The organism is Pseudaquabacterium inlustre, from assembly GCF_038066595.1.
In the GTDB taxonomy this organism is placed as follows: Bacteria; Pseudomonadota; Gammaproteobacteria; order Burkholderiales; family Burkholderiaceae_C; genus Pseudaquabacterium; species Pseudaquabacterium inlustre.
Genome location: NZ_JBBUTH010000003.1, coordinates 200,424 through 224,691 on the forward strand (window position 1 = coordinate 200,424; position 24,268 = coordinate 224,691).

At 72.4% G+C, this 24,268-nt stretch carries 24 protein-coding genes and 1 pseudogene; 13 read left to right on the forward strand and 12 right to left on the reverse strand.

Annotation, left to right across the window (positions count from 1 at the left end; all coding sequences use genetic code 11):
- Positions 1–1,228: 1,228 nt before the first annotated feature.
- A pseudogene (locus tag AACH10_RS06175) lies at positions 1,229–2,626 on the reverse strand (adenylate/guanylate cyclase domain-containing protein); the annotation flags it as partial.
- Between the two features lie 69 nt (positions 2,627–2,695).
- Here AACH10_RS06175 and ruvX point away from each other — a divergent pair.
- The 7 genes from ruvX (at position 2,696) to AACH10_RS06210 (ending at position 9,212) form a co-directional block, all read left to right on the forward strand.
- Positions 2,696–3,124, forward strand: a complete 429-nt coding sequence (gene ruvX / locus AACH10_RS06180; protein ID WP_341409492.1) for a Holliday junction resolvase RuvX — start codon at positions 2,696–2,698, stop codon at positions 3,122–3,124.
- Positions 3,121–3,627 (forward strand): bifunctional pyr operon transcriptional regulator/uracil phosphoribosyltransferase PyrR, encoded by a 507-nt coding sequence (pyrR, locus tag AACH10_RS06185; protein ID WP_341409493.1) that lies wholly within the window; start codon positions 3,121–3,123, stop codon positions 3,625–3,627. Before ruvX ends, pyrR begins: the two co-directional genes overlap by 4 nt.
- Before the next feature lies 1 nt (position 3,628).
- The gene (locus tag AACH10_RS06190) at positions 3,629–4,591 is read left to right on the forward strand and encodes an aspartate carbamoyltransferase catalytic subunit (RefSeq protein WP_341409494.1); all 963 of its coding nucleotides are present in this window, start codon (positions 3,629–3,631) and stop codon (positions 4,589–4,591) included.
- Positions 4,592–4,594: 3 nt separating this feature from the next.
- Complete coding sequence (locus tag AACH10_RS06195; protein ID WP_341409495.1) at positions 4,595–5,911, forward strand: dihydroorotase; 1,317 nt, start codon at positions 4,595–4,597, stop codon at positions 5,909–5,911.
- A gap of 67 nt (positions 5,912–5,978) precedes the next feature.
- Entirely contained in the window at positions 5,979–6,728 is a 750-nt protein-coding gene (locus AACH10_RS06200; RefSeq protein WP_341409884.1) for a lysophospholipid acyltransferase family protein, read from the forward strand.
- A 10-nt stretch (positions 6,729–6,738) separates the two neighbouring features.
- Complete coding sequence (locus AACH10_RS06205) at positions 6,739–8,292, forward strand: thymidine phosphorylase family protein (protein ID WP_341409496.1); 1,554 nt, start codon at positions 6,739–6,741, stop codon at positions 8,290–8,292.
- Positions 8,293–8,327: 35 nt separating this feature from the next.
- Positions 8,328–9,212 (forward strand): ribose-phosphate diphosphokinase, encoded by an 885-nt coding sequence (locus AACH10_RS06210; RefSeq protein WP_341409497.1) that lies wholly within the window; start codon positions 8,328–8,330, stop codon positions 9,210–9,212.
- Positions 9,213–9,276: 64 nt separating this feature from the next.
- On the opposite strand, the gene AACH10_RS06215 is transcribed toward AACH10_RS06210, so the two are convergent.
- The 9 genes from AACH10_RS06215 to gpmI form a co-directional block, all read right to left on the reverse strand.
- Positions 9,277–10,605 carry a TRAP transporter large permease gene (locus AACH10_RS06215; protein ID WP_341409498.1) on the reverse strand — a complete coding sequence of 443 codons (1,329 nt, stop codon included), beginning with the start codon at positions 10,603–10,605 and terminating at the stop codon, positions 9,277–9,279.
- Between the two features lie 7 nt (positions 10,606–10,612).
- A complete protein-coding gene (locus AACH10_RS06220) occupies positions 10,613–11,104 on the reverse strand; it encodes a TRAP transporter small permease (protein WP_341409499.1) in 492 nt (163 codons plus the stop codon).
- A gap of 50 nt (positions 11,105–11,154) precedes the next feature.
- Positions 11,155–12,135, reverse strand: coding sequence for a TRAP transporter substrate-binding protein (locus AACH10_RS06225; RefSeq protein WP_341409500.1), 981 nt, complete (start codon positions 12,133–12,135; stop codon positions 11,155–11,157).
- An 86-nt stretch (positions 12,136–12,221) separates the two neighbouring features.
- A complete protein-coding gene (gene otnI / locus AACH10_RS06230) occupies positions 12,222–13,037 on the reverse strand; it encodes a 2-oxo-tetronate isomerase (RefSeq protein ID WP_341409501.1) in 816 nt (271 codons plus the stop codon).
- Between the two features lie 47 nt (positions 13,038–13,084).
- Positions 13,085–13,762, reverse strand: a complete 678-nt coding sequence (locus AACH10_RS06235) for a class II aldolase/adducin family protein (RefSeq protein ID WP_341409502.1) — start codon at positions 13,760–13,762, stop codon at positions 13,085–13,087.
- Positions 13,759–15,051, reverse strand: coding sequence for a 3-oxo-tetronate kinase (gene otnK, locus AACH10_RS06240; RefSeq protein WP_341409503.1), 1,293 nt, complete (start codon positions 15,049–15,051; stop codon positions 13,759–13,761). The genes AACH10_RS06235 and otnK overlap by 4 nt, the downstream gene beginning before the upstream one ends.
- The gene (gene ltnD, locus AACH10_RS06245) at positions 15,048–16,100 is read right to left on the reverse strand and encodes an L-threonate dehydrogenase (RefSeq protein WP_341409504.1); all 1,053 of its coding nucleotides are present in this window, start codon (positions 16,098–16,100) and stop codon (positions 15,048–15,050) included. Before ltnD ends, otnK begins: the two co-directional genes overlap by 4 nt.
- The gene (locus tag AACH10_RS06250; protein WP_341409505.1) at positions 16,097–16,900 is read right to left on the reverse strand and encodes a FadR/GntR family transcriptional regulator; all 804 of its coding nucleotides are present in this window, start codon (positions 16,898–16,900) and stop codon (positions 16,097–16,099) included. The genes ltnD and AACH10_RS06250 overlap by 4 nt, the downstream gene beginning before the upstream one ends.
- 119 nt (positions 16,901–17,019) lie before the next feature.
- A complete protein-coding gene (gpmI, locus tag AACH10_RS06255; protein WP_341409506.1) occupies positions 17,020–18,657 on the reverse strand; it encodes a 2,3-bisphosphoglycerate-independent phosphoglycerate mutase in 1,638 nt (545 codons plus the stop codon).
- 105 nt (positions 18,658–18,762) lie between these two features.
- On the opposite strand from gpmI, the gene AACH10_RS06260 reads away from it, so the two are divergent.
- From AACH10_RS06260 to AACH10_RS06275, 4 genes are all read left to right on the forward strand, one after another.
- Positions 18,763–19,167, forward strand: a complete 405-nt coding sequence (locus AACH10_RS06260; protein WP_341409507.1) for a rhodanese-like domain-containing protein — start codon at positions 18,763–18,765, stop codon at positions 19,165–19,167.
- 197 nt (positions 19,168–19,364) lie between these two features.
- Positions 19,365–19,625 (forward strand): glutaredoxin 3, encoded by a 261-nt coding sequence (gene grxC / locus AACH10_RS06265; RefSeq protein ID WP_341409508.1) that lies wholly within the window; start codon positions 19,365–19,367, stop codon positions 19,623–19,625.
- 139 nt (positions 19,626–19,764) lie between these two features.
- Positions 19,765–20,214, forward strand: a complete 450-nt coding sequence (gene secB, locus AACH10_RS06270; RefSeq protein WP_341409509.1) for a protein-export chaperone SecB — start codon at positions 19,765–19,767, stop codon at positions 20,212–20,214.
- Between the two features lie 87 nt (positions 20,215–20,301).
- Complete coding sequence (locus AACH10_RS06275; RefSeq protein WP_341409885.1) at positions 20,302–21,300, forward strand: NAD(P)H-dependent glycerol-3-phosphate dehydrogenase; 999 nt, start codon at positions 20,302–20,304, stop codon at positions 21,298–21,300.
- Here AACH10_RS06275 and AACH10_RS06280 read toward each other — a convergent pair.
- Together AACH10_RS06280 and AACH10_RS06285 are read right to left on the reverse strand one after the other, a co-directional pair.
- Complete coding sequence (locus tag AACH10_RS06280) at positions 21,282–21,761, reverse strand: tRNA (cytidine(34)-2'-O)-methyltransferase (RefSeq protein WP_341409510.1); 480 nt, start codon at positions 21,759–21,761, stop codon at positions 21,282–21,284. The two genes, AACH10_RS06275 and AACH10_RS06280, sit on opposite strands and share 19 nt — an antisense overlap.
- A gap of 56 nt (positions 21,762–21,817) precedes the next feature.
- Positions 21,818–22,558 carry a ComF family protein gene (locus tag AACH10_RS06285; RefSeq protein WP_341409511.1) on the reverse strand — a complete coding sequence of 247 codons (741 nt, stop codon included), beginning with the start codon at positions 22,556–22,558 and terminating at the stop codon, positions 21,818–21,820.
- A 22-nt stretch (positions 22,559–22,580) separates the two neighbouring features.
- Here AACH10_RS06285 and AACH10_RS06290 point away from each other — a divergent pair, with 22 nt between their 5' ends.
- A complete protein-coding gene (locus tag AACH10_RS06290) occupies positions 22,581–23,489 on the forward strand; it encodes a methyltransferase domain-containing protein (protein ID WP_341409512.1) in 909 nt (302 codons plus the stop codon).
- Between the two features lie 206 nt (positions 23,490–23,695).
- Entirely contained in the window at positions 23,696–24,268 is a 573-nt protein-coding gene (locus AACH10_RS06295; RefSeq protein ID WP_341409513.1) for a DUF2244 domain-containing protein, read from the forward strand.

Genomic DNA, 24,268 nt, shown 5'->3' on the forward strand with positions numbered 1-24,268 from the left:
GGCCGGTGGCCCAGGCCTCGTCATGCCGGCCGCGCAGGCGCAGCGTGCCGCACAGCAGGGTCAGGGCCATCACGGCTGCGGCGTCGTCGCCGGCGGCCTCGGCCAGGGCCAGCGCGCGCCGCGCGGCCGATTCGGTGGCCGCGGGGTCGCCGCGTGCCTCGGTGGCCACGGCGCGGCGCAGCGCCACGGTGGCGCGCCAGTCGGTGCGGTCGGCGGCCTCGGCCAGGGCCTGCAGGGCCTGCAGGTCGGCGTCCTGGCCGGCCTGGTCGCCGCGCACCCGGTGCGAGCGCTGGCGGGCCAGGTGCAGGCGCCACTGCCAGGGCCGCTGCGCCTCGGGCGTGGTGCCGGCCCGGGCCGCCAGCGGCAGCGCGCGCGCCACCTGGCTGAGCACCAGCGCGTGGGCGTAGCGCTCGGCGGCCTGCTCGGCGGCGCGGGTGCGCCAGTCCAGCGCCTCGGCCAGGTCGCCGGCGCGCTCGAAGTGCTCGGCCACCTCGGCCAGCAGGCCGGTGTCGCCGGCGCCCGGCTGCGCGGCCAGCCAGCGGGCGGCGCGGCCATGGGCCTGGGCGCGGGGTGTCTTCAGCTGGCTGTCGTAGGCCACCTGCTGCAGCAGCTGGTGGGCGAAGCGCGGCGCAGGCCCGAGGCCGGGGCTGTCGGTGGCGGCGGGGTCGGGCGGCTGCAGCAGGCCGCGCCGCAGCAGCGGCGGCAGCGCGGGCGCCGCTTCGGCGTCGATGGCCGCCACGCCGGCGGGCCAGCAGCGCATGCCCAGCACCGCCGCCGCCTGCAGCGCGCGCCGCTCCAGCGGCGGCAGGCGGTCCAGCCGGGCCTGCAGCACGGCGTTCAGCGTGGGGGGCACGCGCGTCGCGGCCAGGCGCTCGGGGTGCAGGCGCCAGGGCGGGGCGCCGGCCGCGCCGGCCTCGGCGGGTTCGTCGGGCTCCGGCGGCGTCTCGATGGCGCCGTCGTCGATCAGCATGCGCAGCAGCTCCTCCATGAAGAAGGGGTTGCCGCCGGCGCGCTCGACCAGCAGCCGGCGCAGCGCCTCGGGGGGCTCGGGCAGGCGCGCCAGCAGTGCATCGGCCAGGGCCTGGCTGGCGGCCGGCGGCAGCGGCAGCAGGCGCACGCAAGGGGCCAGGGCATGGTCTTCGGCCGTCCAGTCCGGGCGGCGCTCGGCCAGCTCGGGCCGGGCCAGCAGCAGCAGGCGCAGGTCCAGGCCGTGGCCGGGGGTCAGCAGGTGCGCGATGAAGTCCAACGTGCCCTCGTCGGCCCAGTGCGCGTCGTCGAGCACCAGCCACAGCGGCTGTGGCCGTTCGTCGGGCCCGGTGGGTGCACCGGCGGCGGCGCGCAGCACGCGCAGCGCGGTGTGGAAGGCGCGCGCCCGCAGCTGGCGGCCGTCGCGGGCCAGCGCGCGCACGGCGGGGTGCTCGTGCGCGTCCAGGCCCAGCAGGTGGCCCAGCAGCGCGGCGGCGGCCTCGCCGTCCTCGTCGAACAGTGGCGCCACCACCGCCTGCAGCGCGGCCCGGGCGGCGGCGCCGGTCTGGCTGCCGTCCAGGCCGACCAGCGGCGCCAGCCAGTCGCGCAGCAGGCCGTAGGGCTGGCCGGCGCTGCCGGGGCGGGCGCCGGCGGCCAGCACATGCGCATGGCGGGCCTCGGGGCTGTCGCGCAGCGCGGCCAGCAGCCGGCTCTTGCCGACACCGGCCTCGCCCAGCACCACCAGGCGGCGCACCGCGGGCGCGGGGCCTTCGGCCAGCGCGCCGCGCAGCCGGGCCAGCTCGGCGTCGCGGCCCAGCAGCGGCGGCGCGACGCCGGCCACGCCGCGCACATGGCGACGCTGCCCCGGCGGCAGCGGCGCCTCGACCAGGTGGGTCATCACCGCCTCGTCGCGGCCCTTGACCCACAGCGGCGGCTGCGCGCGCATCGCGAACAGGCCGCGCACATGCCACCAGGTGTCGTGGCTGATGCGCAGCGTGCCGGGCGCGGTGTTCTGCTCCATGCGCGCGGCCAGGTGCACGGTGATGCCGCGGATGCTGTGCTCGGCGTCGACGCCGCCGCCCAGCAGCACGTCGCCGGTGTGGATGCCCACGCGCAGGTCGAAGCCGTCATGGCCCAGCTCGTCGCGCACGCGGTGGGCGAACGGCGCCACCGCGCGCAGCATGGCCAGGCCGGCCAGCACCGCGCGCTCGGGGTCGTCCTCGTGCACCTGGCGCGTGCCCCAGGCGGCCAGGATGCTGTCGCCGGCGTACTGCAGCACGCGCCCGCCCTGCTGCTGCACGCAGCTGGTCAGGGCCTGCAGCAGGCCGTCGAGGATCTCGTGCACCTGCTCGGGGTCGAGCCGCTGCACCAGCCGGGTGGAGCCCACCACGTCGGCGAACAGCACCGTGACCTGGCGCAGCGCCTGGCCGGCCGCCGCGGTGTCGCCGGCCAGCCACTGCGCATAGCCGGCCTCCAGCCAGGCCAGCCCGAGGGCCAGGTCGTCGCTGCCGAGCGTGCCCGCGCCGCGCAGGCCCTCCAGCGCATGGCGCAGCCGGGCCAGCCGCTGTGCGGCGGCCACCGCGTCGCGGGCTCCGGTGGGCGCGTCGGGGGTGTTCATGACGTGGGGCCAGTGTCGCCGAACATTAGAATCCGGGCCCATGCCTGCCGCCTGCCCGAGCTCCCCGCCCTTCGCGCGGGCGGGCCGTTGCGGGCCCGGCCGGGAGGCGCGATGAACCGCCAGTTCCTGGCCTTCGACTACGGCACCAAGCGCGTGGGGGTGGCTTCGGGCAACACGGTGATCGGCCGCGCCAGCGCGCTGGCCACCATCGCCGCCGAGGGCGACGCCCGCTTCGCGAAGATCGAGGCGCTGATCCGCGAATGGCGCCCCGACGCGCTGGTGGTGGGCGTGCCCCGCCACCCCGACGGCGCCCCGCACGAGAACACCCGCCGCGCCGAGCGCTTCGCGCGGCAGCTGCACGGCCGCTTCCGCCTGCCGGTGCACGAGGTCGACGAGCGCTACACCACGGTGGAGGCGCTGGCGAATCGTGGCCAGGGGGGTGCATCCGATGTGGACGCCGCCTCGGCCGCCGTGATCCTCGACCAGTACCTGAACCAGATGAACTCTCCCTCCTTCCCGCAAGGCAGCGACACCGAATGAGCACATTGACCCTCGATGCCGAGGCGCTGTACGCCGAACTGCGCACCGGCGTGCGCCCGCTGATGCGGCCCGACACCCTGCTGCTGGGCGTGTGGTCGGGCGGCGCCTGGCTGGCCGAGCGCCTGGCCGCCGACCTGGGCCTGGGCCACAAGCCCGGCGTGATCAGCAGCGCGCTGCATCGCGACGACTTCGGCGCCCGCGGCCTGGCCAGTGGCACCGATGCCACCAAGATCCCGTACGCGGTCGATGGTGCGCACATCCTGCTGCTGGACGACGTGCTCTACACCGGCCGCACCATCCGCGCGGTGATCAACGAGCTGTTCGACTTCGGCCGCCCGGCCAGCGTGACGCTGGCGGTGCTGGTCGACCGCGGCGGCCGGCAGTTGCCGATCGCCGCCGCCTATGCCGCGGCCAAGCTGGCGCTGCCGGCCTCGCAGAAGCTGGCGCTGGCGCGTGGCGCCGACGGCCGCTTCACGTTCAGCATCGAAGGCGAGGAGGGCTGACATGTTGCACAAGCGCAACCCGCAGCTCAACAAGAACGGCGAGCTGATCCACCTGCTGTCCATCGAGGGCCTGCCGCGCGACGTGGTGACGAACATCCTCGACACCGCCGGCACCTTCCTCAGCGTGAACGACCGCGAGGTCAAGAAGGTGCCGCTGCTGCGCGGCAAGAGCGTGTTCAACCTGTTCTTCGAGAACAGCACGCGCACGCGCACCACCTTCGAGATCGCGGCCAAGCGCCTCTCGGCCGACGTCATCAACCTCGACATCGCCAAGAGCAGCGCCAGCAAGGGCGAGAGCCTGCTCGACACCATCGCCAACCTGAGTGCGATGCATGCCGACATGTTCGTGGTGCGGCACAGCGAGAGCGGCGCGCCCTACCTGATCGCCCAGCACTGCGCGCCGCATGTGCATGTGGTGAACGCCGGCGACGGCCGCCATGCGCACCCCACGCAGGGCCTGCTGGACATGTACACGATCCGGCACTTCAAGAAGGACTTCACCCAGCTGAGCGTGGCCATCGTCGGCGACATCGTGCACAGCCGCGTGGCGCGATCGGACATCCACGCACTCACCACGCTGGGCGTGCCCGACATCCGCGCGGTGGGCCCCAAGACCCTGGTGCCGGGCGACCTGAAGGCCATGGGCGTGCGCGTGTGCCACACCATGGAAGAGGGCATCCGCGGCGCCGACGTGATCATCATGCTGCGCCTTCAGAACGAGCGCATGAGCGGCGCCATGCTGCCCAGCGCCGGCGAGTTCTTCAAGAACTACGGCCTCACCGACGACAAGCTGGCGCTGGCCAAGCCCGATGCCATCGTGATGCACCCAGGGCCGATCAACCGCGGCGTCGAGATCGACTCGGCCGTGGCCGACGGCACGCACAGCGTGATCCTGCCGCAGGTGACGTTCGGCATCGCCGTGCGAATGGCCGTGATGTCCATCATTGCGGGTAATGAGGCCTAAGCCATGAAGATCCTGATCCAAGGCGGCCGGGTGATCGACCCGGCATCGGGCCGCGACGAGGTGGCCGACCTGGCCATCGCCGCCGGCCGCATCGTGGCCATCGGCGCGCCGCGGCCCGAGTTCCAGCCCAACCGCGTGATCGACGCGCGCGGCTGCATCGTGGCGCCCGGCCTGGTGGACCTGGCCGCGCGCCTGCGCGAGCCGGGGCATGAGCATGAAGGCATGCTCGAGAGCGAGCTGAACGCCGCCGCGGCCGGCGGCGTCACCAGCCTGGTGTGCCCGCCGGATACCGACCCCGCGCTCGACGAGCCGGGCCTGGTGGACATGCTGAAGTTCCGGGCCCGCAAGCTCAGTTTGTGCCGCCTGTTCCCGCTGGGCGCGCTGACCCGCGGCCTGGCCGGCGAGGTGCTGACCGAGATGGCCGAGCTGACCGAGAGCGGCTGCGTGGGCTTCAGCCAGGCCGAGGTGCCGGTGCGTGACACCCAGGTGCTGATGCGCGCGCTGCAGTACGCCGCCACCTTCGGCTACACCGTCTGGCTGCGCCCGCAGGACGGCTGGCTGGGCAAGGGCGTGGCGGCCAGCGGCGCCGTGGCCACGCGACTCGGCCTGAGTGGTGTGCCGGTGGCCGCCGAAACCATCGCGCTGCAGACCATCCTGGAGCTGGTGCGGGCCACCGGCGCGCGCGTGCATCTGTGCCGCCTGTCCAGTGCCGCCGGCGTGGCCCTGGTGCGCGCGGCCAAGGCCGAGGGACTGCCGATCACTGCCGACGTCAGCATCAACAGCCTGCACCTCACCGACGTGGACATCGGCTTCTTCAATCCGGCCATGCGCCTGACGCCGCCGCTGCGCCAGGGTGCCGACCGCGATGCGCTGCGCGCCGCGCTGGCCGATGGCACCCTCGACGCGCTGGTGAGTGACCACACGCCGGTGGATGCCGACGAGAAGAACATCCCCTTCGGCGAGGCCGAGCCCGGCGCCACCGGGCTGGAGCTGCTGCTGAGCCTGGCGCTCAAGTGGGGCACCGACAGCGGGCTGTCCCTGCCGGCCACGCTGGCGCGTGTGACCAGCGAGCCCGTGCGCGTGCTGGGCGATGCGCTGGGCTCGCTCAGTTCGTCGGCCGGCCGCCTGGCCGATGGCGGCGTGGCCGATGTCTGCGTGTTCGACCCCGACGCGGTGTGGACGGCCGAGCCGGGCAAGCTCAAGAGCCAGGGCAAGCACACGCCCTTCGCCTTCGAGACCAGCGGCACGGCGCTGCCGGGCCGGGTGCGCGCCACGCTGGTGGCCGGCACCGTGGCCTACGAGGCCGACGCCGGCGCATGAGCGCGCCGGGCCGCTCCCAAGCGCGAATCCCGGAGCGCGCAGCGCGAAGGGTCGTCCAGTGAGGTCGATGATCGGCGCGGTGCTCGCGCTGTGGCGGGTGCTGCGCGTCATCCTGCACCTGTTGCAGGGCATGGCGCTGATGGCGCTGCTGTTCCCGCGGCTGGATGCGGCGGGCCGGCACCGCCACATCGCACGCTGGTCGCGCGGCCTGCTGCGCGCACTCGGCCTGACGGTGAATGTGCGCGGGGAGAAGCGCCCCGGCGCCTCGCTGCTGATCGCCAACCATGTGTCCTGGCTGGACATCGCGGCCCTGCATGCCGCGGTGCCGCAGGCGCGCTTCGTCTCCAAGGCCGATGTGCGGCACTGGCCGCTGGTGGGTTGGCTGGTGGCCGGCGCCGGCACGCTGTTCATCGAGCGCGAACGCAAGCGCGATGCGCTGCGCGTGGTGCACGCCATGGCCGAGGCGCTGCAGGCCGGTGAGACGGTGGCGGTGTTTCCTGAAGGCACCACCGGCCCCGGGCCTGAGTTGCTGCCCTTCCATGCCAACCTGCTGCAGGCGGCGATCGCCACCGCCACGCCCATCCAGCCGGCGGTGCTGCGCTTCTCGCAGCCGGGCGAGGCCTTCAGCACCGCAGCGCAGTACATCGGCGATACCACGCTGGTGCAGAGCATCTGGCGCATCGCCAGTGCGCGCGGCCTGCGCGTGCAGGTGGATCTGCTGCCCTCGCAGGCCACGGCCCATGCCGACCGCCGCGCGCTGGCCGACACCCTGCGCGGCTTGATCTCGGACCATCTGGCGCAATCGGCCCGGGGTTAGCATCGGCGCGATGGACGGCCAGACCCTGCACATCCGCCGCGTCGGCATCGACACCTGGCGCGAGAACGTGGTCTACCTGCACCGCGACTGCCCGGTGGTGCGTGCCGCCGGCTTCCAGGCCCTGGCCAAGGTGAGCGTGCGCGCCAACGGCACGGTGATCCAGGCCGTGCTGAACGTGGTGGACGACGAGCGCATCGTGCCGCCCTGCGACCTGGGCCTGTCGGAAGACGCCTTTGCCCGTTTGGGCCTGCCGGAAGGGCGTGAGGCGGTCATCGCCCATGCCGAGCCGCCGGCCTCGATCGCCGCGCTGCACCGCAAGATCGCCGGCGAGCGCCTGGGCCACGACGATCTGCACGCCATCATCCGCGACGTGGCGGCGGCGCGTTACAGCAAGATCGAGCTGGCGGCCTTCGTCGTTGCCACGCAGCAGACCGACCTCGACCGCGACGAGGTGCTGCACCTCACCGAGGCCATGATCGCCGCCGGCCGCCGCCTCGACTGGGGTGCCCAGGTGCGCGGTGGCCCGGTGGTGGACAAGCACTGCATCGGCGGCATCCCCGGCAACCGCACCTCGATGCTGGTGGTGCCCATCGTCACCGCGCACGGCATGCTGTGCCCCAAGACCAGCTCGCGCGCCATCACCTCGCCGGCCGGCACGGCCGACACCATGGAGGTGCTGGCGCAGGTGGAACTGCCCTTCGACCGTCTGGCCGCCATCGTGCGCGAGACCAGCGGCTGCCTGGCCTGGGGCGGCACGGCCGACCTCTCGCCGGCCGACGACATCCTGATCTCGGTGGAACGGCCGCTGGCGCTCGATTCGCCGGGGCAGATGGTGGCCTCCATCCTCAGCAAGAAGATCGCGGCCGGCTCCACCCACCTGGTGCTGGACATCCCGATCGGCCCCAGCGCCAAGGTGCGCAGCATGCCCGCCGCGCAGCGGCTGAAGAAGCTGTTCGAGTACGTGGCCGGCCGCCTGGGCCTGCAGCTCGACGTGGTGATCAGCGACGGCCGCCAGCCCATCGGCCGCGGCATCGGCCCGGTGCTGGAGGCGCGCGACGTGATGCAGGTGCTGCAGAACCACCCCGATGCGCCGCACGACCTGCGCCAGAAGGCGCTGCTGCTGGCCGGCCGCGTGATCGAGTTCGACCCCGACGTGCGCGGTGGCGACGGCTGGCGCATCGCGCGCGACATCCTCGAATCGGGCCGTGCGCTGGCGCAGATGAACGCCATCATCGACGCCCAGGGCCGCCGCGCCGAGCCGCCGCCGCTGGGCGCGCTGACCCACACCGTCACCGCGCCGGCTGCCGGCACCGTGCTGGCCATCGACAACCAGCGCATGGCGCGCATTGCCCGGCTGGCCGGTGCGCCGCTGGCGCCCGGTGCCGGCGTCGACCTGCTGGCCCGGCTGGGCGATGCGGTACAGGCCGGCCAGCCGCTGTACCGCCTGCACGCGCAGTTCGCCGCCGACCTGGCCTTCGCCAGCGCGCTGGCCGACCAGGACAGCGCCTACCGCATCGGCCCGGCCGAAGCCGCCACCAGCGACGGCCTGGGCTTCACCGCCTGAGCGCCGCCGTACGACAAGACGTCCGGAGACACCGCATGACCCCTGGCCTGCTGCTGGCCTTCGACGACGAACAGGCCGCCGCCGGCGCACTGGCCCAGGCCCTGGGCGTGCCGCTGGCGCTGATCGGCCGCCACCGCTTTCCGGACGGCGAGACGCGCCTGCACCTGCCGCCCGAACTGCCGGCCGAGTTGCTGCTGTACCGCGGCCTGCACCGGCCCAACGACAAGCTGGCCGAGCTGCTGATCGCCTGCCCGGCAGCGCGCGAGCTGGGCGCCCGGCGCATCGTGCTGGTGAGCCCGTACCTCGCCTACATGCGCCAGGACATCGCCTTCACGCCCGGCGAGGCGGTGAGCCAGCGCCACATCGGCGCCGCGCTGTCGCGCCTGGTGGATGGTCTGATCACCGTCGATCCGCACCTGCACCGCATCGCCTCGCTGGACGAGGTGATGCCCGGCTGCCGCACGGTGGCGCTCACCGCCGCCGGCCTGCTGGGCGAGTGGGTGGCGGCCCAGGTGCCGGGGGCGCTGCTGCTGGGGCCGGATGAGGAATCGGCGCAATGGGTCACGGTGGCCGGCCGCGCGCACGGGCTGGACCATGCGGTGTGCGTGAAGCAGCGCTTCGGCGACCGCGACGTGCGCGTGGCACTGCCGCCGGGCCTCGCCCTGGCCGGGCGCGCCGTGGTGCTGATGGACGATGTGGCCAGCACCGGCCGCACGCTGTGCGAGGCGGCCGTGGCCGCGCGCGCGGCGGGTGCCGCCAGCGTGGACGTGGCGGTCACGCACGGCCTGTTCGTGGGCGAGGCCGTGGCCGAGCTGCGCGCGGCCGGCGTGCGTTTCATCTGGTGCACTGACGCCGTGCCCCATGCCACGGCCTGCGTGCCCTTGGCGCCGTTGCTGGCCGCCGCGGTGCGCGGCGCCTGACCCGAGGCGGGGGCATCGGGTCACGCGCGGCGGACGGGACCGGCCCAGCCCGCCGCTGTGCCCGTCACTGCGGCCCGATGGCCGGTGCCGGCGCGATGCTCGGCGCCACCGCGGCCGGCGCGTAGACCAGGTCGCGCAGGCCCAGGCTGATCACCGGCACGTAGGTGATGACCATCAGACAGCCCAGCACCACCAGCACGAAGGGCACCAGGTACTTGACGATCTGGTCGAGGCTGATCTTGGCCACGGTGCAGGCGGCGAACAGGTTCACACCGAAGGGCGGGGTGATCATGCCCAGCGCCAGGTTCACCACCATGATGGTGCCGAAGTGCACCGGGTCCACGCCGAAGTGGCGGGCCACCGGCACCAGGATCGGCGCCAGCACGATGATGGCCGCGCTGGTCTCGATGAACATGCCGATCACGAACAGCGCCGCATTCACGCCGAACAGGAACCAGCCCGGGCTCTTCAGGATCTCGGTCAGCCAGGCGCCGATGGCCTCAGGGATGCCGGCCCGCGTGATCAGGAAAGCGAACAGCCCGGCGTTGGCGATGATGAACATGATCACCGCGCTGGAGATCACGCTCTTCTTGAACACCGGCAGCAGGTCGGCCAGCGTCAGCTCCTGGTGGATGAACAGGCCCACCACCAGTGCATAGGCCACCGCCACCACCGAGGCCTCGGTGGGCGTGAAGATGCCGCCGTAGATGCCGCCCAGGATGATCACCGGCATCAGCAGCGCCCAGCCGGCCTTGACCGTGGCCACACCGGGCGTCAGGCGGCCGTCACCGTCCTTCAGGCCCCAGCCCTTGTAGCGGCAGTACAGGTGCACGAAGAGCATCAGCACGCCGCCGATCAGCAGGCCCGGACCGAAGCCGGCGATGAACAGCTCACCGATCGACACCTCGGCGCTGACGCCGAACAGGATCATCGGGATCGACGGCGGGATGATCACGCCCAGTTCGGCCGACGTGGCCTGCAGCGCGGCCGCGTAGTTCTTGGGGTAGCCGTGCTGGATCAGCGCCGGGATCAGGATGGCGCCGATGGCGAAGGTGGTGGCCACGCTGGAACCCGACACCGCCGCGAAGATCATGCAGGTCAGCACGCAGGTCATCGGCAGGCCGCCCTGCACGCCGCCGACCAGGCTCTTGGCGAAGTCGACCAGGCGGCGGCTGATGCCACCGGTCTCCATCAGGTTGCCGGCCAGGATGAAGAAGGGGATGGCCGCGAGCGGGAACTTGTCGATCGCGGTGAACATCTCCTTGGGGGCCAGGATGAGCTTGTCGGCGTCGAACAGCGCCAGGCCCAGCATGGCCGAGCCACCGATCGACACGGCGATTGAGATGCTGAAGGCAAAGCCCAGCAGCATCGTGATGAGGAGGGTCAAAGACATCTGGGGCTCACTGCGCCGATTCGAGCTCGGTGTTCTGCGGATCGAAGTGGTTGGCCAGCACGGCCACGCAGGCCAGCGCCGCACCCACCGGGAAGGCGGCATAGGCCCAGGCCATGCTCAGCTCCATGCTGGCGAAGGTCTGGAAGCGCACGCGCCACGCCAACTGCACGCCGAACCACACCAGCACGGCCAGGAAGGCCAGCGAACTGCCGGTGATGAGGCTGCGCACCACGGTCTGCCAGGTGCCAGTGGCCAGGCGCACCATCAGGTCCACCGACACCAGCGCGCCACGGCGGAAGGCCACCACCACGCCCAGCATGACCATCCAGATCAGCAGGCGGCGCATGGACTCCTCGGTCCAGGTGGAGGGCTGCGAAAGAACGAACCGAGCCAGCACCTGCCACAGGCCCAGCGCGGTGATGACGGCCAGCAGCAGGCAGGCCAGGTTCAGCGACAGACCGGACAGCACCCGGTCCAGCCGCAACAGAAAGCGACGCATGAGAACTCCTTGGCCGCCGCGCGGGCGGGCGGGCCCGCCCGCGGGGCGGGTTATTTCACGGCTTGGATGGCGGCGATCTTGTCGGCGCCGAATTCCTTGGCGAACTCGGCATACGCCGGCGCCACGGCCTTGCGGAAGCTGTCGCCGTCGACCTTCTCGTCGACCAGCATGCCTTCCTTCTTCAGCTGGGCGATGCCGTTGGCCTCGTCGTCGTTCACCTTCTTGCGCTGGGCGACCGCGGCGGCCGCGGCGGCGTCGGTGAACACCTTCTTGTCGGCGTCGCTGAGCTTGCTCCAGACATTGGGCGACAGGATGATCACCGCCGGCGAGTACACGTGGCCGGTCAGCGACAGGTGCTTCTGCACCTGGCTGAATTTGCTCGACAGGATCACCGGGATCGGGTTCTCCTGGCCGTCCACCGTGCCTTGCTGCAGCGCGGTGAACACCTCGGGGAAGGGCATCGGCGTGGGCAGCAGACCGAAGGTCTTGTAGCCGGCCATGTGCACCTTGTTCTCCATGGTGCGGATCTTCAGGCCGCTGGCGTCGCTGGCCGCGTGGATCGGCCGCTTGCTGTTGGTCATGTGGCGGAAGCCGTTCTCGGTCCAGGCCAGGCCGATCAGGCCCTTGGTCTGCAGCTTCTTCAGCACGTCCTGGCCGATCGGGCCGTCCATCACCTTGCGCGCATGGTCGTAGTTGCGGAACAGGAAGGGGATGTCGAAGATCTTCGACTCGGGCACGAAGTTGCCCAGCGGGCCGGTGGAGGTGTTCACCAGATCCTGCGTGCCCAGCTGCACCGCCTCGATCATCTCGCGCTCACCGCCCAGCGCGTTGTTGGGGAATTGCTGGCAGCTGTAGCGGTTGGCGGTGCCCTTGGCGATGGCGTCGCAGAACACCGTGGAGCCGACACCGTAGTGCGATTCCTTGGTGGTGGAGTAGCCGATCTTCAGCACGGTCTGGGCACCGGCGGCGCCGGCGAGCAGCGCCAGGCCGGCGGCCAGGGCGGCGTGGGTCAGGGCGGGGCGAACGGTCATGTCAGTCTCCTGGGGTTGTGGTCGGACGGGGAAGAAAACGGTGGATGAATGTAGGGCGGCAGCGCGCGGCGCGAACGGGCGTCCGTTCAGGCCCGGCCTGCGTTTTCGCGCCAGCGGCGCAGCCAGGCCAGGCCGGCCGAGGTGCCACCCGGGCCGGGGTTGCGCGGCCGGTACTCGCAGCCGACGAAGCCGTCATAGCCCAGCTCGTCCAGCAGCCTGAACAGCCACGGGTGGTTGATCTCACCGGTGTCGGGCTCGTGGCGCTCGGGCACGCCGGCGATCTGGATGTGGCCAACCTGGCCGGTGGGCAGGTACTGGTGCAGCTTCATCGCCAGGTCGCCCTCGACGATCTGGGCGTGGTACCAGTCGTACTGCACCTTCAGGTTGGCAGCGCCCACGTCGCGCACCACGGCATGGGCCTCGTCCTGGCGGTTCAGAAAGAAGCCGGGCATATCGCGCGGGTTGATCGGCTCGATCAGCACGTCGATGCCCTCGGGCGCGGCCTGGGCAGCGGCCCAGGCCAGGTTGGCGCAGTAGATGTCGCGCAGCTGGCCGCGCTCAACACCGGCCGGGGCCAGGCCGGCCACCACGTGCACGCGGCGGCAGCCCAGCGTGCGGGCATAGGGCAGGGCCTTCTCGAGAAAGCCTTGCTGGAACTCGGCCTGGCGACCGGGCAGGCAGGCGATGCCGCGCTCGCCGCCGTCCCAGTCGCCCGGCGGGGCGTTGAACAGGGCCTGCGTGAGGCCGTGGTCCTTCAGGCGCTGCGCGATGTCAGCGGCCGCGAAGGCGTAGGGGAACAGGTACTCCACCGCGTCGAAGCCATCGGCAGCGGCAGCGGCAAAGCGGTCGAGGAAGCCGTGCTCGGGGTAGAGCATCGACAGGTTGGCGGCGAAGCGGGGCATGGCGGGCTTTCGGCTCGGTTCGAGGTGCGGTCTACAGGGCGATCCGGCTACCAGATGGCGTTGAATTGTTGGCGCAGCTCGTCGATCTGGGCGTCGGTGAGGGGGGCCGGGCGCGGGCTGCTCATCAGCCACAGGCGCGCGGTCTCTTCCAGTTCTTCCAGCGTGGCCATGGCCGCGGCGGGCGAGTCATGCCAGACGTTGGGGCCCAGGCGGTCCAGCATCACGGCGCGGATCGGTGTGCCGGCTTCACGTGCGGCGGTGATGGCCTGCGCGACCAGCGCCGCGGCGGCCGGGTCGCCCGGGCGGTGGTAGGGGATGCGCGGCACACGGCCCACCTTCATCACGAAGTAGGGCGTGATCGGCGGCAGGATGGCGTCCTCGCGCCACACGCCGTGTTCTCTCCCGGCCAGCGTCAGCGCCACCAGGTGGGTGCTGTGGGTGTGCAGCACGCAGCGGGCCTGCGGGTCGGCGCCGTAGATCTGGCGGTGCAGGGCCAGGGTCTTGCTGGCGCGGTCGCCGCTGCGCTGCGTGCCATCGGGCGCGACATGCGCGAGCCGTGCGGGGTCGAGGAAGCCCAGGCAAGCATCGGTGGGGGTGATGAGCCAACCCTCGTCGTCCGGCAGGCGCACGCTGAGGTTGCCGGCCGTGGCATGCACGTAGCCGCGCTCGAACAGCGAGCGGCCGACGCGGCAGATCTCGTCGCGCAGTGCGGCTTGCGTGCTCATGTGGCGGCCTCGCTGGCCTCGCTGGTGGCCAGCGCCTCGGCAAAGAAGTCGGGGCCGCCGAAGTTGCCCGACTTCAATGCCAGCAGCAGCGCCCGGCCTTCGGCCAGGGTCCAGGGCACGCCGGGGCAGATGGGCGCGCCGATGCGCAGCAGCTGCACGGCCAGCGCCTGCACCACGGCGCCCGAGGTCTCGCCGCCAGCCACCACCAGGCGCTGCACGCCGGAATCGACCAGGCCGCGTGCCACCTGGGCCAGCGCCTGCTCCACCAGCGCGCCGGCCTGGGCGGCGCCCAGCTCGGCCTGCACGGCCTTCAGCACGGCGGGTTCGGCGGTGGCGTAGACCAGCGGCGGCTGGGTTTGCGCCAGGGCCCAGGCCAGCGCCTGCGCGGCCACCGGCTCGCCACGCGCCAGTGCGCGCGGGTCGACGGCCCGCGCCGGCCGGCCAGCCGCGATCCAGCGGGCCACCTGGGCGTTGGTGGCTTGCGAGCACGAGCCCGACAGCACCGCCGCGCGGCCGCCGGCCAGGCCCAGCGAGGCGGCCTGGGCATCGGGCTGCAGCCAGCCGCGGCGGGCGTAAGCCGGCGGCAGGCCCAGCGCCACGCCCGAGCCGGCCACCAGGAAGGGCGCATCGGCCACGGCCTCGCCCAGCGTGCGCAGGTCGTCGTTGTCGATGGCGTCGGCGATCACCAGCGCCACGCCCTCGCGCTGCAGCGCGGCCAGCCGCTCACGTGTGGCGTCAGGCCCCTGGGCCACGCTGTCGTAGCGCAGCAGGCCCACGCGCTGGGCGGTCTGCGCCTGCAGCACGCGCACCAGGTTGGCGTCGGTCATCGGCGTCAGCGGGTGATCGCGCATGCCCGAGTCGCTGAGCAGCTGGTCGGCCACGAACAGGTGGCCGCGGAAGAGGGTGCGGCCGTTCTCGGGGAAGGCTGGGCAGGCGATGGCCTGCTTGGCGCCCAGTTCGGCCATCAGCGCATCGGCCACCGGGCCGATGTTGCCGGCCGGCGTGGAATCGAAGGTGGAGCAGACCTTGAAGTAGATCTGCCGCGCACCGCGCGCGCGAAGCCAGCGCGCGGCGGCCAGGGAATCGGCCACGGCCTCTTCCGCAGGGCAGGTGCGCGACTTCAGTGCCACCACCACGGCCTGGGCCGGCGGCAGCTCGGCGCCCTCGGCCGGCACGCCGATGGTCTGCACCGTGCGCAGGCCGGCGCGCACCAGCATGCTGGCCACGTCGGTGGCGCCGGTGAAGTCGTCGGCGATGACGCCGAGCACGAGCGGGGCCGGTGCGCTCATTCCTCGCCCCCGGCTTCAGTCCCGCCGGGCCGCCCCAAGGGACTGAGCGCCACCTTGGGGGGCAGGAGCGCAGCGACGTGGGGGCCATCCGCCTGCTGGCCGCCGGGCAGCGTGATGCCCGACAGCGCGGCATACAGCTTGATCACCGCGCTGTCGTCCTCGGCGCCATGGCCGGCGGCGGCGGTGCCCAGGTACAGCTGGTGCGCGGCGGCGGCCAGCGGCAGCGGGAACTTCAGCGTGCGCGCGGCGTCGAGCACGATGCCCAGGTCCTTGATGAAGATGTTCACCGCCGACAGCGGCGTGTAGTCACCGGCCAGGATGTGCGGCACGCGGTTGGCGAACATCCAGCTGGAACCGGCCGAATTGGTGATCACCTCGTACAGCGCATGCGCATCGGCCCCGGCGCGGATGCCCAGCGCCATGGCCTCGCAGGCGGCCGCGATGTGCACGCCGGCCAGGTGCTGGTTGACCATCTTCACCGTGCTGCCGACGCCGGCGCGGTCGCCCAGGCGGTACACCTTGCCGGCATAGGCGGCCATCAGTTGGCCCGCGGCGGCAAAGGCCTCGGGCTTGGCCGAGGCCATCACGGTCATCTCGCCGGCCGCGGCCTTGGCGGCGCCACCCGACACCGGCGCGTCGACCAGGTGCAGGCCGCGCTCGGCCAGGCGCGCTTCCCACTGCGGCGGCAGGTTGGGGTCGACCGTGGCGGCGGTGATCACCACGCTGCCGGGCTTCATCACCGCGGCGATGCCGGCATGGGCCGCGCCATCGCCGAACAGCAGCGCCTCGGTCTGTGCGGCGGTGACCACCAGCACCAGCACGGCGTCGCTGCGTGCGGCCAGGTCGGCGGCACTGCGGGTCACCTCGCCACCGGCGGCGCGGAACTTGGCGCAGGCGGCCTCGTTCAGGTCGAAGCCGATCGTCGGCGTGCCGCGGCGCAGCGCGCTGAGTGCGGCGCCCAGGCCCATCGAGCCCAGCCCGATGACGCCCAGCGTGCGGGCAGCGTTGGCCGGCGAGGTGGCGGCGGTGGATGCGGTGTCGGTGCTCATGCGGGTCGTTCCAGTCGTGTTGCGGCACGGTTGAGCGCGCTGCGGATCAGGTCTTCGGCGGTGTGCAGGCGCTGCTCGGCCTGCGCCATGTGGTTGCGGGCGGCGGCGCGGGCGCTGTCCTCATCGCCGCGGCGGATGGCGTCGACCAGCGCACGGTGCTCCACGCGCACCGCGTCGGCAAAGTCCTGGCGCTGCGCCTCGTTGCCGCGCGTCACGCGCATGGCCTCGCGCAGGTACTGCTCCAGGTGGTTGAGCAGGCGGCCGAACTGCGGGTTGCCGCTGGCCTCGGCGATGGCGCGGTGGAAGGCCAGGTCTTCGGCCACGCCGTCGCGGCCGGCGGCGGTGGCGTCGTCGATGCGCTGCAGCGCCACCGCGATGGCCTGGCGCTGGGCCGGCGTGGCGCGCCGGGCGGCCAGCGCGGCGATCTCGCCTTCCAGCGCGCCGCGCACCTCCACCACCTGCAGCACGGCGTCCAGGTCGGTCAGCACCTCGGGGTCGAAATCCAGCGCTCGGGCCGCGCCTGCCGGCGCCACGTACACGCCCGAACCCTGGCGTGCCACCAGGCGCCCGGCGGCGCGCAGGCGGCTGACGGCCTCGCGCACCACGGTGCGCGACACGCCGTACTGCGCGGCCAGGGCCTGCTCGGTGGGCAGTCGCTGGTCGGGGGCCAGTTCGCCGGAGTCGAGCTGCTGCTTCAGCGTGGCGGCCAGCCGGTCGGACAGGCGCTCGGTCGCCAGCGGCGCGGGGGTCGGGGCGGCGTGGCCCGTGACGCCATCGCGGCGGTTCGTCCCTGAAGTCATCGGGTCATCATACAAATTTGACCGATGGCTGCCGATGCGGGCAAACCCCCGTGGCGCCGGGCCGCGGGCATGAAAAAGGCGCCCGAAGGCGCCTTGTCGAATGTGGACGGTGGCTGGCGTCAGCCGACCACGTTCACCAGGCTGGGCTCGAAATGCGCCGGCACCTGCAGGCCCAACAGCGTGACGATGGTGGCCGCCGCGTTGGCCAGGCCGGGCTTGGCCACGTCGGCCAGGCGCAGTTGGCGGCCGCTGTAGTCGCGCACGATGAAAGGCACCAGGCTGCGCGTGTGCGAGGTGCGGCCCATGGGCTGGCCGGCCGCGTCGTTCAAGGGTTGGCCCTTGCCGTCGCGCTCGACCATGTCCTCGGCATTGCCGTGGTCGGCGGTGACGACGAGACAGAGCTTGTGCGCCTCGGCGGCCTGCATCAGCCGGCCCACGGCCAGATCCACCGATTCCACGGCCAGGATCGCGGCCTCCAGCTTGCCGGTGTGGCCCACCATGTCGCCACCGGCGAAGTTGGCGCGCACGAAGGTGTAGCCGGGGTCGGCAATGGCCTCGAGCAGCGCATCGGCGGTCTCGGCGCTTTTCATCCACGGGCGCTGGTCGAAGGGCACGCGGTCCGACGGGATCTCGAGGTAGGTCTCGGTGGCCTCGTTGAACTTGCCCGACTTGTTGCCGTTCCAGAAGTAGGTGATGTGCCCGAACTTCTGCGTCTCGGCGCAGGCGAACTGGCGGATGCCGGTGTCGGCCAGGCATTCCGAGACCGTGTCGGACACCGCCGCCGGCGCCACCAGGAAGTTGGCCGGGATGCCGGCATCGCCGTCGTACAGCATCATGCCGGCGAAGAACACCTGCGGTACGCGCTGGCGGTCGAAATCGGTGAAGCTGGCACCCTCGGTGAAGGCGCGGGTGATCTCGATGGCCCGGTCGCCGCGGAAGTTGAACAGGATCACCGCATCGCCGTCGTTCACCGTGCCGCAGGGCTGGCCCTGGGCATCGCCCACCACGAAGGCCGGCACGTACTGGTCGCTCAGGTCGGCGGTGGCGGCGCGGGCGGCCTCCAGTGCGGCCATGGCCGATGCGGCCACCGGCGCCTGGCCCAGCACATGGGCCTGCCAGCCGCGCGCCACCATCGGCCAGTCAGCGCCGTAGCGGTCCATCGTGATCGCCATGCGGCCGCCGCCCGAGGCGATGCAGGCGTCGATGCCGCTCTTGGCGCGCAGTGCGGCCAGGTGCTGCTCCAGGCGCTCAATGTGCACGTGCGCGGTCTTGTCCATCACGTCGCGGCCATCCAGCAGCACATGCACGCGCACGCGCTTCAGGCCTTCCTCGGCGGCGCGGTCGAGCATCGCGAACAAGTGGCGCTCGTGCGCATGCACATTGCCGTCCGACAGCAGGCCCAGCAGGTGCAGCGTGCCGCCGGCCTGTGCCTTGGCCACGGCCTCGCGCCAGCAGCCCTGCCAGATGGCACCCGAGGCGATGGCCGTCTCCACCGAGCTGGCGCCCTGCGGGAACACGCGGCCGGCGCCCAGGATGTTGTGGCCGACCTCGGAGTTGCCGATGTCGCTGTCCGACGGCAGCCCCACGGCCGTGCCATGCGCGCGGATGGCCGTCACCAGGCCCTCGCGGCGCAGGCGGTCGAGGTGGGGCGTGCGGGCCAGGGCCACGGCGTCGAAGCCGTCGCCGGGACCATCGCCGATGCCATCGAGCACCAGGAAGACGACGCGGGTGGCGGGTTGGGCGGCGGTGAGTTTCATGTTCGCAAGCAAAGTCGTGGGCGGAGCCAGGGCGCAGGGCCGAAAGCGCCGCGAGTCTAGCCGGGCCGGCATAATCGCCGGCTGTCCATTTCCTGTGCCCGCATCGTGAAGTTCATCATCGACAACTGGATGTTGATCGCCCTGGCGTTGTCGTCGGGCGGTCTGCTGCTGTGGCAGTCGCTGCAAAAGGGCAGCGGCGTGGGCACGGCCGAGGCGGTGATGTTGATCAACCGCGAGAAGGGCGTGCTGATCGATGTCAGCGAACCGGCGGAATTCGCCGCCGCCCATCCGGCCGGCGCCCGCAACGTGCCGCTGGCCCAACTCAGCGGCGCCAAGGAGCTGCCGTCCAACAAGGCCCTGCCGGTCATCCTGACCTGCGCCAGCGGCGCGCGTGCCACGCGTGCGGCCAACCAGCTGAAGAAGGCCGGCTACGAGCGCGCCGTGGCCCTGCAGGGTGGCCTGGCCGCCTGGCGCGAAGCCAGCCTGCCGGTGGAGAAGTCGGCCGCCTGAGATGGGGCACCCGGTCGCCGGGTACGGCGACCACCCGCCGGGCGGGTGCTCGGGCGGCTTGGGACGGCCCGGCGCTCGCCTGAGTCGGGGCGCAACGGTGGTGCTTGCCACATCCGGCATCGGCCCACGAAGACGCAGGGGTATCGCACGGCTGCCACAATTTGCAGCCCTGCAACTTTCGCCCCGTGCGCCTCGCCATGAACCCGGTCCGCATGTACACGACCCAGGTCTGCCCCTACTGCGTGCGCGCCAAGGCCTTGTTGCAGCAGCGCGGCGTGGCCCAGATCGAGGAAGTGCGCGTCGACCTGCAGCCTGAGCGGCGTGACGAGATGATCGAACTGACCGGCCGCCGCACCGTGCCGCAGATCTTCATCGGCGGCACCCATGTGGGCGGCTGCGACGACCTGGTGGCGCTCGACCGCGCCGGTGGCCTGATGCCGCTGCTGCAGGGCGCCTGAGCCTGCCATCGTTCACGCCGCAGCGCGGCGAACCGTCACATCCGCTGCGCCATAATCCGCGCCGCAGTCAGCCCGCGAGCCCGTTCCGTTCAGGTCTGTGGCGGCGGGCCTTTTTTTCATCCCCCAGCGATTGAGCGCCATGGCCGACCAAGACGATACCCCCGTGTTCCAGATCCAGCGCATGTACCTGAAGGATCTGTCGCTGGAGCAGCCGAACTCGCCGCAGATCCTGCTCGAGCAGCAGCAGCCGCAGGTGGACATCAACCTGTCGATGGGCGCCGAGGGCGTGGCCGACGGCATCTTCGAAGTGACCGTCACCGCCACCGTCACCACCAAGGTCGGCGACCGCACGCTGTTCCTGGTCGAGGCCAAGCAGGCCGGCATCTTCGAGATCCGCAACGTGCCGCAAGACCAGCTGCAGGGCATCCTCAGCATCGTCTGCCCGCAGATGATCTACCCGTACCTGCGCGCCATCGTGTCCGACGTGTGCACGCGCGCCGGCTTCCCGCCGATCCTGCTGACCGAAGTGAACTTCCAGGCCATGTTCGAGGCCCAGCAGCAGGCCCAGGCCGGCAACGGCGCCAACTGATAGTCCGGGTCGTCGACGCGCCGGCCGGCCACCGCGCGGCCGGCGCCTCACCTGACCCGATCCATGGCTCCACCCATGGCTGAATCCTTGCCCATCGTCGTCTGGGGCGCTGGTGCCTGGGGCACTGCGCTGGCCGTCGCCGCCGCGCCCCGCCACCCGGTGCTGCTGTGGGCGCGCGATGCCGCCCAGGCCGCCGAGATGGCGCGCACCCGGCGCAACACGCGCTACCTGCCCGACATCGTGCTGCCCGACGCACTGCGCATCGGCCACGACGTGGACGAGGCCCGTGCGCTTAGCGCGCAAGGTCTGGCCATCATCGGCGCGCCCACCGCCGGTCTGCGCGAGCGCCTGGCGGCGCTGCCGCCGGGCTGCCGCGTGCTGTGGCTCAGCAAGGGCTTCGAGCAGGGCAGCGGCGCGCTGGGCCATGAGATCGCCCGCGACACCCGGCCCGACCTGCGCGCGGGCGTGCTGTCCGGCCCCAGCTTCGCGCTGGAGGTGGCGCGCGGCCAGCCCTCGGCCCTGGTGGCGGCCAGCGCCGATGCGGCGCTGTGCGAGCTGGCGGTGCAGGCCTTCCACAGCGAGAGCCTGCGCATCTACACCTCGCCTGATCCGGTGGGCGTGGAGGTGGGCGGCGCCGTGAAGAACGTGATGGCGATCGCCACCGGCATCGCCGATGGCCTGAAGCTGGGCCAGAACGCACGCGCCGCGCTGATCACCCGCGGCCTGGCCGAGATGACCCGCCTGGGCGTGGCGCTCGGTGCACGCGCCGACACCTTCATGGGCCTGTCGGGCCTGGGCGACCTGGTGCTCACCGCCACCGGCGACCTGTCGCGCAACCGCAAGGTGGGCCTGTTGCTGGCCGAGGGCCGGGCGCTGCCTGAGATCCTGGCGCAGCTGGGCCATGTGGCCGAGGGCGTGTACACCGCGGCCACGCTGCAGCTGCGCGCCCGCGCCGCCGGCGTGGACATGCCGATCACCGATGCCGTGGTGGCCGTGCTGCAGGGGCAGGCCACGCCGGCCCAGGCGCTGCGCGGGCTGATGGGCCGCGGGGCGCGGCCCGAGCAGCCTCACACCCCTTCGGCGTAGCCCTGCTGGCGCCAGGCCTCGAACACCACCACCGCGACGGTGTTGCTGAGGTTCAGGCTGCGCTGGCCCGGCCGCATCGGCAGGCGCACGCGGCGATCGGGCGCGAAGCCCTCGCGCACGGCCTCGGGCAGGCCGGCCGATTCGGCACCGAACACGAACCAGTCGCCCGGTTGCCAACCCTGGCGCGAGGCCTCCGCAAAGGGCAGGGCGCCGCGCGTGGTGAAGGCGAACAGGCGCCCGCCCTGCGTCGCATGAGCGGCCTGCAGCGCGGCCCAGTCGGCATGGCGCTGCACGGCGGCGTACTCGTGGTAGTCCAGCCCGGCGCGGCGCAGCAGCTTGTCGTCCATCGAGAAGCCCAGCGGCTCCACCAGGTGCAGCGTGCAGCCGGTGTTGGCTGCCAGGCGGATCACGTTGCCGGTGTTCGGCGGGATCTCGGGGTGCACCAGGACGATGTGGAACATGGGGCCCGATTGTCGCGTGTGCCGTGGCGCCAAGGCCGCTGGCGTGGCGGCGAGGTTCAGGCGTCCGGGGCCGGGGTGCGTGCCAGCACCCACAGCTGCACGCTGGCCGCGCCGGCCGCGTGCAAGGCCAGGCTGGCGGCCTGGGCGGTGGCGCCGGTGGTCAGCACATCGTCCACCAGGGCCACGTGCCGGCCGCGCAGCGCGGCGGCACCTTCGGGCGTCACCCACATCGCCGCGCGCAGGTTGCGCAGGCGCTCGGCACGGCCGGTGCCCACCTGGTGCGGCGTGTCGCGCAGGCGCAGCAGCCAGCCAGCCCCGGCCGGCAGGCCACGCCGTGCGGCCAGGCGGCGGGCCAGTTCCCAGGCCTGGTTGTAGCCGCGCTCGGCCAGGCGCTCGCGCGACAGCGGCACCGGCAGCACGCACTGCGCGTCGGGCAGCGTGGCGTGGCGCACCACGGCGGTGTCGATCAACCCGGCCAGCGCGGTGGCCCACTCGGGCTGTTGCTGGAACTTGAAGGCGCCGATCAGCCGGTCCCATGGAAAGCCGTAATCCACCGCGGCCGCGGTGGCCACGAAGGCCGGTGGTGCCTGCAGGCAGCCGCCGCAGACGCCGCCCTGCGCGGTGGGCAGGGCGCACACCGTACAGCGTGGGCGCTCGGGCGCGAAGCGCTGCAGGCAGGCCCGGCACAGCGTGGTCGGGCTCCAGCCGCCACACACCGCGCAGGGCCGCGGCCATGCCGGCCTGGCGTGCCGCAGGCTGCGCAAGGTCTTGCCGAGCAGGCCCGGGGCGGTCGACATCGGCTCAATATACTGCGCGCCCATGCCCGATCCGAGCCCCCCGCCGCCCCTCGTCGATGCCCGGGCGCTGGCGCGGCAACTGGACCGCCTGGCCCGCGCAGACAGTCCGCCGTGGCTGCATCAGGAAGCCGCCGGCCGCATGGCCGAGCGCCTGGCCGTGATCCGCGAGGCCCCGGCGCAGTGGCTCGACTGGTGGGGCTGGCTGGGTGCCAGCGCACCGTCCGTGCAGGCGGTGTGGCCGCAGGCCGAGCGGCGCGCGGTCGAGCCCACGCCGGCGCTGGCTGAGCGCAGCCGTGCGCAGTTGCAGGCGCCCTGGTGGGCATGGCGTCGGCGCCAGGCCTTGGTCCAGGCGGTGATCGACGAGGCGGCCGTGCCGCCCGGCCAGGCGCAGATGCTGTGGGCCAACCTGATGTTGCATGCCGTGCCCGACCCGGTGGCGCTGATGGCGCGCTGGCACGCCGCGTTGGCGGTGGGCGGCTTCCTGATGTTCAGCACCTTCGGCCCGGACACCTGGCGCGAGCTGCGCGCGCTGTATGCCGAGGCCGGCTGGCCCGCGCCGCATCCGCCCTTCACCGACATGCACGACATCGGCGACCAGCTGGTGCACGCGGGCTTTGCCGATCCGGTGATGGACCAGGAGACGCTTCGCCTGCACTGGTCGTCGCCCGAGGCCCTGCTGGCTGAGTTGCGTGGCCTGGGCGGCAATCTGGCGGCCGCGCGCCCCGCAGGACTGCGCACGCCGCGCTGGCGGCGGCGCCTGTACGAGGCCCTGGCCGCACGCGCCGACACGCAGGGGCGCATCGGTCTGACCGTGGAACTGGTCTACGGCCATGCCTTCAAGGCTGCGCCGCGCGCGCGTGCCGGTGAGCCGGTGGCGGTGTCGCTGGACAGCGTGCGCGATTCACTGAAGACCCGGCGTCGCGCCGTTTGACCCGGCCGACCGTGTGCCGGCCGTCGCGCAGGCGCCAGCCCAACTGGATCAGTCAGCTAGAATTCAGCATTGATCTGCCGCATAAACGGTCGACTTGATGAGGGTCGTGTCCACCGTGCTTGCTCTGGATCAAGTTGCTGGCCTGTCGTGATCCCGGGCGGTGCGCCCAGGTTTGCGACGTCGCAACACCCCATGCCCTCAACCCCATGACCGTTGCCTTTGCTCCCAGCCCCTGGCCTGCGCCTTCCGCGCCGAGGCGGGATGGGAGTTGGCGCTTTGCGCGGCGCATCGAGGCGCCTGCCGGCTGGTGTTTCGATTTGAGACGCAATGTCTCGATCAGCCCGCGTCAACTGGTGGCTGCCTACCTGTTGTTGTGCTCGGTTTCACTGCTGGTCGCAGGCGGCTTCTGGTGGCATGGTGTCGGGTTGGTGGTGATGTTCACCGGGATCGAGCTCGTGGCCGTGGGTGTGGCGCTGCTGGTGGTGGCGCGGCATGCAGGAGACCGCGAGACCGTTCTGCTCAGCGGTCGCGAAGTGACCGTCGAGCAGCATGTGGGCCCCGGTGTCGAGCGCATGTCGTTCCGCGCCGAGTGGTTGAGGGTGGAGCCGGCGGCCGAAGATGGCTCGCTGGTGGAGTTGTCCGGCGAAGGCCGCAGCGTGCGCATCGGGCGTCACGTGCGGCCCGAGCTGCGGGTGGAGTTGGCAAAGGAGCTGCGCCGGGCGCTGCATCTGATGCGCGCCGCCGGCGAACGGGTTGTGGTTCACGAAGAGCAGCAATGA